Annotated in this window: 8 protein-coding genes; all 8 read right to left on the reverse strand. The window is 60.3% G+C overall.

Going from position 1 to position 11,844, the window contains the following annotated elements:
- Positions 1-33: 33 nt before the first annotated feature.
- The 8 genes from eprS to AC0Z4S_RS16680 all read right to left on the reverse strand — a co-directional run bounded on the left by eprS (position 34) and on the right by AC0Z4S_RS16680 (position 11,813).
- Positions 34-2,985: an autotransporter serine peptidase EprS gene (eprS, locus tag AC0Z4S_RS16645; RefSeq protein WP_485623791.1), complete on the reverse strand. Its 2,952-nt coding sequence runs from the start codon at positions 2,983-2,985 to the stop codon at positions 34-36.
- Between the two features lie 222 nt (positions 2,986-3,207).
- On the reverse strand, positions 3,208-4,578 hold the full coding sequence (locus AC0Z4S_RS16650; RefSeq protein WP_485623792.1) for a TolC family outer membrane protein: 1,371 nt from the start codon (positions 4,576-4,578) through the stop codon (positions 3,208-3,210).
- 2 nt (positions 4,579-4,580) lie between these two features.
- Positions 4,581-5,930: an HlyD family type I secretion periplasmic adaptor subunit gene (locus AC0Z4S_RS16655; RefSeq protein WP_485623793.1), complete on the reverse strand. Its 1,350-nt coding sequence runs from the start codon at positions 5,928-5,930 to the stop codon at positions 4,581-4,583.
- Positions 5,927-7,702 carry a type I secretion system permease/ATPase gene (locus AC0Z4S_RS16660; RefSeq protein WP_485623794.1) on the reverse strand — a complete coding sequence of 592 codons (1,776 nt, stop codon included), beginning with the start codon at positions 7,700-7,702 and terminating at the stop codon, positions 5,927-5,929. The genes AC0Z4S_RS16655 and AC0Z4S_RS16660 overlap by 4 nt, the downstream gene beginning before the upstream one ends.
- 203 nt (positions 7,703-7,905) lie before the next feature.
- Positions 7,906-8,334 (reverse strand): AprI/Inh family metalloprotease inhibitor, encoded by a 429-nt coding sequence (locus tag AC0Z4S_RS16665; RefSeq protein WP_485623795.1) that lies wholly within the window; start codon positions 8,332-8,334, stop codon positions 7,906-7,908.
- Positions 8,335-8,425: 91 nt separating this feature from the next.
- Positions 8,426-9,871 (reverse strand): serralysin family metalloprotease, encoded by a 1,446-nt coding sequence (locus tag AC0Z4S_RS16670; protein WP_485623796.1) that lies wholly within the window; start codon positions 9,869-9,871, stop codon positions 8,426-8,428.
- 456 nt (positions 9,872-10,327) lie between these two features.
- A complete protein-coding gene (locus AC0Z4S_RS16675; RefSeq protein WP_485623797.1) occupies positions 10,328-11,413 on the reverse strand; it encodes a polyamine ABC transporter substrate-binding protein in 1,086 nt (361 codons plus the stop codon).
- A 55-nt stretch (positions 11,414-11,468) separates the two neighbouring features.
- Positions 11,469-11,813: a cupin domain-containing protein gene (locus AC0Z4S_RS16680; protein WP_485623798.1), complete on the reverse strand. Its 345-nt coding sequence runs from the start codon at positions 11,811-11,813 to the stop codon at positions 11,469-11,471.
- Between the last annotated feature and the right edge of the window lie 31 nt (positions 11,814-11,844).

The raw sequence follows: 11,844 nt of genomic DNA on the forward strand, positions 1-11,844 counted from the left end.
TTGTGGGTCGGCAGTCAGGCGTTTTGCGCCCGGTCAGAACTGCCAGTTCAGACTCAAGCCAACGCCATGCAGCTTCTCGCGGCTGGCGAGTTGGCCGTTGTAGTCAAGGTTGACCCGCACGTCCTTGCTCAGCGCCAGACTGGCCTGCACACCGACCAGCGCGGCATCGCGCACCAGCGCCGAGCTCTCCACGGAATACGGCGCGCCGCCGCTGGCAAAGCGCAAATGTTGCTCGGATTCGATATCGCTGAGGCTGTGCTGCCAGCCGAGACGAGCGCTGAGGTCCAGCGCTTGCTGACTGGAAAGATTGAAGGTTTTGCTCGCCCGCATGCCTAGAGTGCTCAACACCACGTCGCGCTGATCCCCAGCGCTTTTCAACGCAGCAGCATCACCCTTTTCGGTGAAACCTTCGGTGTCCAGATGCAGGTAGGTCAGGTTGGCGAACGGTTCCAGCGCCAGCGCTTGCAACTGCAACCGATACGCCGCCTCGCCGAAGACCTGTGTGGTGGTCGCATCAAGCTTGGCTTTCTGCTTGGCGCTGACGTCGTCGTATTGCAGATCGCGCTTCACATCGCCGCGATGCCAGCTGTACGCCGCGCCGGTGCTCAAGCGCCACGGGCCGAGGTCGTGGCCGGCGTAAGCGCCGAGGTGGTAGCTGTCGACTTTCGCCGAAGAATGGGTGCCCGAGCCCATGCTCAGCGAACTGTCGCTGTAACCGGTGACCACACCGATTCGGGTCTGCTCGTCGAGCGCGCCGTCGACACCGGCCAGCAGGCCGCCGATCGAGGTGTTGTAGCCAGCGGTGTCGTGGCCCGAATCGGTGCTGCCCCAGGCCCCGAGCGCTTTGATCCAGCCGTTGCTGCGCGTCGTGGATTCATCGTGCAGCCGCTCGCCGACCGCATCACGCAACTGGCGGCTGTCGTTGATCAGCATCGTACCGAGCGCCGGATAAATCTCGCCGCTCAATTGCTGAAAGGCTTGCTGGGCCGAAGTTGTGGTGGGCGCCCGAAGCACACTTTCGTAAACCGAATTGCCGGCGCCCAGCGCTTCGATGGCCGCTGCGACCGAGCGCTGGTTCCGTGTTTGCCCGACGCTGGCGAAGCGGGTCGCGTTGCGTTCGATATTCAGTTGAATACCGGTCGCGGCGTAGTCGAGGGCGCCGCCGATGAACAGGTAGTTCGGCACCACCGCAGCGAACTGCCCCTGCACGCCGCCGGCCGCTTGCAGGATGTTGTACTGGCGGCCGAGCAGGCTTTGCGCTTCGGCGCTGCTGAGCAAGGTCGGGCTGTTTTCCAGCGAAAGGCTGACACTGGCGCCGCTGACGGTTGCCGTGCCGCCGGCGACGATGCGGTCACTGCTGATGGGCGACAGCTCAACGGCGTAAGTCGAGCCGGGGGCGAATGTCACATCACCAGCGACGTTCAAGGTGCCAATGGAATTGCCCGGCGCGACCCGGCCGCCGCTGTTGACGGTCAACGCGGCGACGCGTCCGGAGCCACCGAGGGTGCCGCTGTTGTTGACGGTGACGGCTGAGGTCAGCGAACCGTTGACGGTCAGCAGACCGCCGTTGACAGTGGTCGGACCGCGCCAGGTGTTTTCGCCGCTGAGCAGCAACTGGCCGGCGCCGGACTTGATCAGGCTACCCTGATACACCCGGCTCGCCGCTGCTGCATCACGGAGCATGCCGACGGCGTAATCGCTCTGGTCCTGCTGACTGGCGCCGGTGGGGAGCCCGTTCTGCCAGCCTTTGTCCTGCAGGGTTTGCTGCCAGGCGCTGTGCTCGGCGAGGTCTTCGCCCTGACGCTGAATCAGCGCCTTGTCGGAGATGTCATTGCTCCAGATATCGCGCTGCCCTGCCCCCAGATTGGCATCGAACGCGCCGAGCAATTGCCCCGGCCCGCGCATCGCCCGGTTGAGGTTGGCGACGCCCCAGCCGACCCGCGTCGTCGGTGCATCGGTGACCGAGCCGTCGAGCTGAGTGGCGGTGGTCAGCAGCACCTCGAGCGCCTGCTGGTTGTTCATGTAGGGATAACGTTCCATCACCAGCGCCAGGGCGCCGGTGGCGTGCGGTGCGGCCATCGAGGTACCGGACTTGATCGCATAGCCACCACCGGGAATGGTGCTGTCGATCTTCGCTCCCGGCGTGGTGATGCACCAGTATTTGGCGGTGCCGCACTGGTTGTATTTCTGCTGATTGCTTTGATCGAGCCCGGACACCGCCAGCCAGTGGCCTTCCAGATCCGGCTGAAAATACGGTAGCGCTGAACGTACGCTGGCGTTCGGGTAACCGCTGTTGCCGGCGCTGAAGACATTGATCACACCGCGCCGGGAGACATCGGCAGCGGCGTCGAGCCAGGTGCCCTTGTTCCAGTGTTGCGCGTAGGCGGCGTGCAGATCCGCCAGAGTGCGATAGCTGACATCCGGCGGCTGACTGCCCCAACTGTTATTGATCGCCCGCACCCCGGCATCGGCCAGGCTGTCGTAGACCGCTTTAAAGTAACGCGGATCAGGGCCGGGGCCGAAGAGGAAACTGTCGTTCTTGTTGGTGTTGCCGACGTAGATTTGCGCGTTGTACGCCACGCCGTGCATGCCGCTGCCATCACGGGCGGCGCCCATGGTGCCGACCACGTGGGTGCCGTGGGAATCGTTGTTTGGGTTGAGGGTGCCGTCGACGTTGAACGCTGAGCCGTCGACGTAGCTGCCGCTGGCGGGTACCGGGTGATAACGATCGGCGGAGAATTCCGGGTGGGCGGCATCGAAACCGGAATCGAGCGCGCCGATTTTCACGCCGTTGCCGGTGATGCCGGCAGCGTAGGCTTGATCGGCCTGCATGCGTTCCAGGCCCCAGTCACGCAGGAACTCGGCGCTGCGCCAACTGGCCGGATTGCCGGGCTGGCCGGGCTCCAGGTATTGCGCCTGAACCTGGTTTGCAGAAATCACAAGCAACAGGGTGCCGACCGAGATCGGCTTGATGCGTACGTCCATGTTCATCACTCTCGTTTTTTGTTGTTTTGTACAAGGCTGACTGCGGTGTCGCCTGTTTCCCCTCACCCCAGCCCTCTCCCCAGGGAGAGGGAGCCGATTTGTGTTGTCTTCAGTCATCATCGACCTGGAAAAACCAGTCGATTACGGATTCAGCAGCGCTCGTTCAAGTCGGTGAATCCCGCCAGTTTCCCCGGATCGGTCCCCTCTCCCTCTGGGAGAGGGTTAGGGTGAGGGCTGTTGCGCAACCACAAAAGCCTCGTCCACCCGCGCCAGATCCTGCTCGTTCAAAGTCCCGGCGTAGTAATGCAATTTGGTCCAGGCCATCAGGTAGTCATAACGCGCCTGGGCCAGATCCCGGCGGGTGGTGAACAGTTGCTGCTCGGCGTTCAACGCGTCGAGATTGGTCCGTTCGCCACCCAGAATGCTTTGTCTGGTCGACACCACCAGCGCTTCCGCCGACTTCAAGGCCTTCTGATACGCACGCAATTTGTTCACGCCCGAGAGGCAGGCGCTGAACTGTCGACGCAGTTCGATCAAGGTCTCGCGGGTCTTGCCATCCAGTTCGTATTCGGCCTGTTCCATGGTGCGGCTGGCTTGACGGGTTGAAGCCGATACCCCGCCACCAGCGTACAGCGGCACGCTGACTTCCAGGCCGATCGTGTTGGTTTCATAGCGCTGGTTATAGGTATTGCCGCTCTCCGATTCGTTGTCGCGCATCGAAGCGTATGCGCTGACTTTCGGCAGATGCCCGGCGCGATTGCGCTCGACTTCATAGCGCGCCACTTCCACGGCCTGACGCTGCGAAGCCAGATTCGGGTTGTTGCTGATCGCCAGTTCATGCCAGGTGTCGAAGTTGGCCGGCTGCAGAGTGAAGGTCTGAAACTGCTGACCGAGCGGAGCCAGGTCGGCGATGTCCACCGCTGGCACGCCAACCAGCGCCCCCAGTTCGCGCAAGGCAGCATCCTGCTCGTTGCGCGCTTCGATCTCCTCGGCAGTCGCCAATTCATAACGCGACTCGGCTTCGAGAATATCGGTGCGCGTGCCCTCACCCTGCTTGAACATGTGCTCGTTCTGCTGGAACTGTTGCTCGTAGGCCTTCTTCTTCGCCTGGGCGATGTCGATCTGATCCTGGGCAAACAAGGCTTTGGTGTAGTTGTCCAGCACCCGGACCAACAGCTCCTGACTCTTGCCGCGAAAGGCTTCGTCGGCGAACAGCGACTGTGCAACACCCTTGCGATATGCCGCGTAAGCCTCGTAATCAAGCAGCGGTTGCTGCACTGTCAGTGCCGAACCGTAACTGCTGTAATTACGCTCGTCGGTGCGGTTGCGCGCACGATCATCAAGGGACGTAGCCTTGGAAGAGTTGCGCCCCTTGTTATAGGTGTAGCCGATCCGCGGCAGCAGCCCGGCGCGACCGATGGCACGGTTTTCCAGGCCCGCATCGCGCTCCTTGATCGCACCGAGGAATACCGGATCATTGCGCAACGCCTGTTCGTAAATCTCGAACGGCCCCATGGCCGCAACTGCCGAGTGACTGGCCAGCAGCATCATTGCGGCGCCCAGCATGGAAAGCTTATTCATACAGCCGAACATCCTTATTCCTCGGTCAACGCGGAACCGGCGCGATCGAGCAGCGGTTTGAACAGGTAGTTGAGGAGTGAACGCTCACCGGTACGCACGAACATTTCTGCCGGCATGCCGGGTTTGATCACCAGGCCGTTGAGTTTTTCCATCGCCTGATCGCTGACGCTGCTGCGCAACACGTAGTACGGCACGCCGGTTTTATCATCGACCATCTGGTCGGCGGAGATCAGGCTGACCTCGCCGGGCACGCGCGGAGTTTTGCTCTGGTTGAAGGCGGTAAACAGAATGTCCACCGGCAGATGCGTGCCGACCTTGTCGATCAGGTTGATTGGCAAATGCCCTTCCACTTCCAGTGTGGTGCCTTGCGGAACGATCTCCAGCAGGGTTTCGCCCTGACGCACCACGGCGCCTTCGGTGTGCACGCCGAGATTGACCGCTACGCCATCGGCAGTCGCCAGGATCTCGCTGTGCTGCAAATCGAAACCGGCGGAGGTCAATTGCTCGGACAGGGTCACGCTTTTCAGCTGCGCGTCGGCCAGTTGCGTGCGCACTTCCTTCTGGTATTCCTCACCGTGCTGTTGCAATTTCAGGCGCGACTCAAGAATGCCCTGCTCGACGCGACCGCTTTCGCCGGTGTTTTCCGCCAGCTGTTGCTGCACTTGCGACAGTTGCCGCTGGTAGTCCATCAAGCGGTTGCGCGGAATGTAGCCGTTGTCGGCCAGCGGTTGCAGGTTGCTCAACTGTTGCTGCAAGGAGCTGGCCTGGGCATTGAGGTCGCTGCGCGCGCGGCGCATCCCGGCCAGTTGCGCAGTGGCGCCTTCGATATTGGCGCGCAATGCCGCTTGCTCCCGGGAGAACGCTTCGCGGCGGCTGCTGAACAGTTGCCGCTGGCCTTCCAGCACCAGCGCCAGGCGCGGATCCGGGTCGTTGCTCAATTCAGGCGGAAAGGTCACTTGCTTGAGGTTGTCGCGCTCGGCCTGCCAGCGCGCAAGGCTGGCCCAGGCCATGCGGTATTGCGCCTGCAGCGATTGCACGTCGGCCGCCACTTGCGTTTGATCGAGGCGGAACAGCGGCTGGCCCTGCTTAACGATCTCGCCTTCGCGCACCAGAATCCGGCTGACCACGCCGCTGCTCATCGACTGCACAGCCTTGCGTTTGCCCGAGACCACCACCGTGCCCTGCACCGGAATGCCCTGATCCAGCGGCGCCAGTGCCGCCCAGGTAAAGAAACTGCCAGCGCCGACGATGGCCAGAATCCAGCCCATGCGCGCGAAGAATTTCGCATCGCGTTCCGGGCGCTCGGTGATGTAGGCGTGTTCCATGTTCGCTTCGTTTTCAGTGTTCATGCTGGCGCTGCTCATACACCCGAATTCCTTGTCGTGGGCTGATACTGCCGGCTCATGCTGAGCCCGCCCGGTGCTTGTGCAGCTTTTTCTCGTTGCTGTTCCTGCTGGCCGGACAGTGCCTTGAGCACATCCTGACTCGGGCCGAACGCCTGCAAACGACCGTCGTTGAGCACTAACAGCTTGTCAGCCTGAGCCAGTACCGAGGAGCGGTGCGTAACCAGAATCACAGTGGTGCCCTGGGCCTTGAGTTGCGCGATAGCGCTGGCCAGTGCGGCTTCGCCAACGGTGTCGAGGTTGGAATTGGGCTCGTCGAGCACCACCAGACTTGGCGTGCCGTACAGCGCACGGGCCAGTGCCACGCGTTGCTTCTGGCCACCGGACAAGCCGCTGCCGTCCTCGCCCAGTTGCGTGTCGTAGCCCTGCGGCAGGCGCAGGATCATCTCGTGCACGCCGGCTTGTTGCGCAGCGGTGACGACTTTTTGCGGATCGGCTTCGCTGAATCGCGCAATGTTTTCGGCGATGGAGCCGCTGAACAGCTCGATGTCTTGTGGCAGATAACCGATGTAAGGGCCGAGCTGATCGCGGTTCCAACGATGAATATCCGCACCATCCAGACGCACCGTACCGCCCAGCACCGGCCACACGCCGACCAGCACCCGGGCCAGCGTCGATTTGCCGGAGCCGGACGCGCCGAGCACCCCGAGTACTTCCCCGGCACCAAGGTTGAAATTGACCATGTGCAATGTCGCGGTGCGCTGCCCGGGTGGGCCGGCGCTGACTTGCTCGAAGGAGATCTGGCCTTTCGGCGCTGGGAGTGCCATGGACTCGTCGCTTGGCGGAAAGGCCTGCAACAGCGCATCCAGACGCCGGTAAGCCAGCTTCGCCCCGCTCCACTGCTTCCATACGGCGATCAACTGATCGATCGGGCTCAATACCCGGCCCATCAGGATCGAACCGGCGATCATCATGCCGGCAGTCATGTCGCCTTTGATCACCAGCAACGCGCCCAGGCCGAGCACCAAGGATTGCAGGCATAGACGCAGAGTCTTGCTCAACGAACTGATCACAGCGCCGGTGTCGCTGGCCTGATTCTGCAAGCCGAGAAACCGCGAGTGCACGCCAAACCAGCGTTTGCGCAGCGAACCGAGCATGCCCATGGCCTGAATGGTTTCGGCGTTATGCAAGTGGCTGGTGGCCAACTGGCTGGACTGCTGGGAGAAACCAGCGGCCTCGCCCAGCGGCTTCTTGGTCATGTATTCGTTGAGGCAGGCCAGTGCGATCAACAGCAACGCGCCCGCCGTGGCCAATACACCAAGCCAGACGTTGAACAGGTAGATGACAAACAGATAGACCGGGAACCACGGCGCATCGAAGAAGGCGAACAGCGCCGGGCCGGTGACAAATTGGCGTATGTGGGTCAGGTCGCCCAGGGACTGCCCGGCATTGCCTTCGCCCTTGAACAGGTTGCGCTCGAACGCTGCTTGATAGACGCGCAGGTTGAAGCGGCGCTCCAACTGGCTGCCGATGCGGATCACAATAAAGCTGCGGATCACTTCCAGCAGGCCGATAAAGACGAAGAAACCGACGACCATCAGCGACAGCATCGCCAGCGTGGTCTCGTTCTGCGATGACAACACTCGGTCATAGACTTGCAGCATATAGATGGACGGCACCAGCATCAGCACGTTGATCAGCGCGGTGAAACAACCGACGCTGATCAAGATGCTCTTGTAGTCACCCAGTGCCTTGATTAACGGAGCGGTGGCTGGGGCCTTCGCCATCTTCATTGATTCTTCCTGAACAGTATTCATCGCCCCTGCGAGGCGACACTTCAATTAATTAAGCGAGCCACCCACTAATACACTTGAGTGGCGACCACTTACACTTTCATAACAACTAACGCCGATTAATGCGGTGCAGTTGCTTTTATTGACCTTGCTTATAACCGTGCGACGAATCGCTATACCCAAATGGGTTTGTAAAAGGCCGATCAGTTATCGGGCGCCGTACGTTCCAGCGTGACAATCAGCCCGGACTTCAAAGTTGCCAGATACAGCCCATCACGTTGTCGGCTGAAAAACTGGATTCTTGAGCCTTCCTTGCCGGTGATCGACAACCCATCAGGATCGGGAAACCAGCCGATCGGAGCCTGCTCGAGCCACGCACCCAGACAGTCTGCTCCCTGGCCAACGATCTTGTTGGCGAGCAGTTCGACGCTACAAGTATTCGAAGGCTTGTCCTGCAGCTTTTGCGCTTGTCGTTCATCGCCCGCTGCCGACAGTGTTGCCTGCCACTGTCCGGCAAACACGGAGGGTTCTTCGAGTCTGAGGCTGCTTGCCATCGCTGTTGCTCCTGAAATCGTAACGAGCGCCACTGAAAGCCACGCCGATGCCTTGTAGGTAAAAGCTCTGTTGATCATGGGAAAATTCGCTCCAGCCCTTAGCGTTGCCTACAGCGCCTACCGATGCAAGTAAAGAAAGCGACGCTTGGGGCGCCGCTTTCCCTTCACATCACGCCACGATGTCGCTGGTCGCTGCCTGGCCAACGGTGCTGACGATGAAGTCCGCCACGCCATGCCCGGAGAAATCCACCGACAACAGACTGTTACCGCCCGACGAGGTCAACACCGCATCGCCAGCGGAGCCGGTGAAGCTGTTGACGAAGTGCAGGCCCGCGCCGTTGGTGATGCCGGTCAGGTCGATTTTGTCCAGACCGCTGACAAAATCGAGAATCTGATCGATCGCACCCGGCTTGGAATCCGAACTGGCAGCGAACACGAAAGTGTCCGAACCAGAACCGCCCCACAGCTTGTCGGCACCGCCAGCGCCGTAGAGGAGGTCGTTACCGGCACCGCCCTTCAGCTCGTTGGCCACGCCGTTACCGATCAGCAGATCACTGCCCGAACCGCCGATGGCGTTCTCGATGATCGCGCCCTTGGCAATCGACACGTTGCCGACCAGGCCGCCCACGTCGGAGAACGAAGCGTCATTGAGGTTGATCTTCTGGTTCTGAGTGAAGCCAGAGAAATCCAGGGTGTCCTTGCCGCCGGCGTCCCAAACCGAGAACACCACTTTGTCACTCGACGACGAAGCGCTGAGGAAATCGCGGCCGGCGTTGGAATTGAAGCCGTAGGTGGTGTCACCGGTGCGGGTGCTGGTATTGGCGCCGTAGAGCTTCTGGATCGCAGCGATGTCATCCATCAGCGGGCCGGACGAATAGGCTTCGACGCCGCCCTTGCTGAAGTTCTGGTTGGTGTTGCTCTCGCTCCAGTAACTCATGACGCTGTAGCCACGGGTGTCCTGGCCGTAGGTCGCGTCGTTGTAGGTCGGGTTGCCATTGCCGGCGTTGTAGTCGCCCGGATGCGCAAGGCCCAGAGTGTGGCCGATTTCGTGGGTCAGGGTCTGACGACCGTAGTTGTTCAGGTCCGGGTTCTTGTTCTGCGTGTAACCGCTGTTGATCAAGTACCAGGACGTACCGTCATAACCGGTGCCGGTCCCCGGCAGGTAGGCGAACGCCGCCGCGCCGTCCTGGCCACCGCTGTAGTTACCGAAGGTCATGTGGCCGTCGCCGCCCGAGGCTCTCTCGGTGAAGGTGACATTGGCCACATCGGCCCAGGACTGCATGGCGAGCTTGGCCTGAGCCTGCTGTTGCGCGCTGAACTGACTGAACCCGCTGATCCCGTGCTTGTTCATCGTGCTGTTCGATACCGATGTCAGGAACGTATAGGTGAGTTCGATCTTGCCGCTGCCGTCCTTGTCCTGGTAGGCAGCGCCATCACGCAGCAATTGTGTAGCCGCCTGATCGACGGTGTACGAGGGTTTGCCATTGACCGTGAGGTTGCCGCCACGATCGTACTGATGGCTGAAGCTATTGATCTGGTTATACGCCGAGCTGAAGGCAGCCAGTTGGAAAGCCTGTTCGGCGGAATCAACAGCATTGGTTTTAACTTTCGACATAAACACACTTCCTTGTTTAGCAATGGAACAGTTTTTGTCCGACAGGACGATCTTTGGCGAGATCGTCCTATCACTCGCCCAATGAAGGCGTAACGAACCTGACACAATTTGAAATCTGTCGTAAAGAGTTTTTTTGCGATCCAATTTCTCGATAACAGGAAACTGCCGTAAACAAAGCGTGCGGGGAAGAAAGATTGTTTTTAGTTGCCGCGAGGGCGGAAATTGTCTGACGATTTTCTATTTAAATATTAAATATCGGTAAGTTTGGATTTGTTGGGCAAGTCACACTTTCAGACAGCGGTGCCAGTGCTTTGATATCAACTCTACGACGTTATTCGGACTGTAGGAGCTGACGAGTGCAACGAGGCTGCGATCTTTTGACTTTGACCTTTTGAAGATCAAGATCAAGAGATCGCAGCCTCGTTGCACTCGTCAGCTCCTACAGGGGACGGCGGTTCAGCTACCAGTGCGGATTTTGTTCCATACCCGCGTGCGAATTCGGTCGATATTCAGCGGCATCGCCTCCAGCGCAAACAGCTTGCCCATCATCTCCGGGCTCGGATAAACCTTGGTGTCGTTCTTGATGACCGGGTCGATCAGGCTGTCCGCCTGTTCATTGCCATTGGCGTAGTGCACGTAGTTGCTGATGCCGGCCATCACGTCCGGGCGCAGCAGATAGTTCATGAAGGCGTAGCCGGCCTTCTCGTCCGGTGCGTCGGCGGGCATGGCGACCATGTCGAACCAGATCGCCGCGCCTTCCTTGGGAATCGCATAACCGATTTCCACGCCATTTTTCGCTTCCTTGGCGCGGTTTTCGGCCTGGAGGATGTCGCCGGAGAACCCGACCGCTACGCAGATATCACCGTTGGCCAGGTCGCTGGTGTATTTCGAGGAATGGAAGTAGCTGACGTAGGGCCGGACTTTCATCAGCAGCGCTTCGGCTTTCTTGTAGTCCTCGGGGTTCTTGCTGTGGTGCGGCAGCCCGAGGTAGTTGAGCGCCGCCGGGAGCAATTCCGGGCCGTTGTCGAGGATCGCCACGCCGCACTTCTGCAGTTTTTCCATGTACTCGGGCTTGAAAATCAGGTCCCAGGAATCCACCGGCGCGTTGTCGCCGAGCACCGCTTTGATCTTGGCGATGTTGTAGCCGATGCCGGTGCTGCCCCACAGGTATGGAAAGCCGTGCTCGTTATTCGGGTCGTTGGTCTGCAGGGCCTTGAGCAGCGCTGGATTGAGGTTCTTCCAGTTCGGCAACTGACTCTTGTCGAGTTTCTTCAGCGCCCCACCCTGAATTTGCCGTGCCATGAAGTGGTTTGACGGAAAAACCACGTCGTAACCGGATTTGCCGGTCATCAACTTGCCGTCGAGGGTTTCGTTGCTGTCGTAGACGTCGTAGGTAACGCCGATGCCCGTGTCTTTCTGGAAGTTCTTCGTCGTGTCCGGGGCGATGTAGTCGGACCAGTTGTAGACCTTGACCGTCTCGGCCGCGTGGCTGACGGAAGCGGCCAGCAGCAACGGCGCCAATGCGAGGGTTTTCTGGATCATGGGGCGATTCCTGTATGGGCTTTTTTTGTTGGCAGGCAATCAAACGATCGAACAATCAGAAAATCAGCACGTAGCTCTTGCGCACGGTTTCCTGGATATCCCAGACCCCGAGCGTGTTGGCTGGCAACATCAGTGCGTCGCCGCCTTGTATATGCAGGGTTTCGCCGCCACCGTCGGGGGTGAAGGTGCAACGCCCGGAGATGAAATGGCAGAACTCCTGCGCGGTGATCTGCCGCCGCCAGCGGCCCGGGGTGCATTCCCAGACGCCGGTTTCAACGCCGTCGTCGCGCTCGACACTGGTGGTCGAGGCGATTGCAACGGGCTCGCCTAGGGGCACGGCGACCGGGCTGGATTCTTCGAGCGCCAGCGTGGCGGTGTTCTTGAATTGGGTGATGCTCATGGCGTGACCTGTTTGTCGAGGGAAACGGCGT

The organism is Pseudomonas sp. 1L-B-1-E-C1, assembly GCF_057291835.1.

Excerpts from the sequence above, each read along its gene's own strand:
- eprS (WP_485623791.1), bottom strand. The coding sequence starts at position 2,985 with ATGGACGTACGCATCAAGCCGATCTCGGTCGGCACCCTGTTGCTTGTG.
- AC0Z4S_RS16650 (WP_485623792.1), bottom strand. The coding sequence starts at position 4,578 with ATGTTCGGCTGTATGAATAAGCTTTCCATGCTGGGCGCCGCAATGATG.
- AC0Z4S_RS16655 (WP_485623793.1), bottom strand. The coding sequence starts at position 5,930 with ATGAGCAGCGCCAGCATGAACACTGAAAACGAAGCGAACATGGAACAC.
- AC0Z4S_RS16660 (WP_485623794.1), bottom strand. The coding sequence starts at position 7,702 with ATGAAGATGGCGAAGGCCCCAGCCACCGCTCCGTTAATCAAGGCACTG.
- AC0Z4S_RS16665 (WP_485623795.1), bottom strand. The coding sequence starts at position 8,334 with ATGATCAACAGAGCTTTTACCTACAAGGCATCGGCGTGGCTTTCAGTG.
- AC0Z4S_RS16670 (WP_485623796.1), bottom strand. The coding sequence starts at position 9,871 with ATGTCGAAAGTTAAAACCAATGCTGTTGATTCCGCCGAACAGGCTTTC.
- AC0Z4S_RS16675 (WP_485623797.1), bottom strand. The coding sequence starts at position 11,413 with ATGATCCAGAAAACCCTCGCATTGGCGCCGTTGCTGCTGGCCGCTTCC.
- AC0Z4S_RS16680 (WP_485623798.1), bottom strand. The coding sequence starts at position 11,813 with ATGAGCATCACCCAATTCAAGAACACCGCCACGCTGGCGCTCGAAGAA.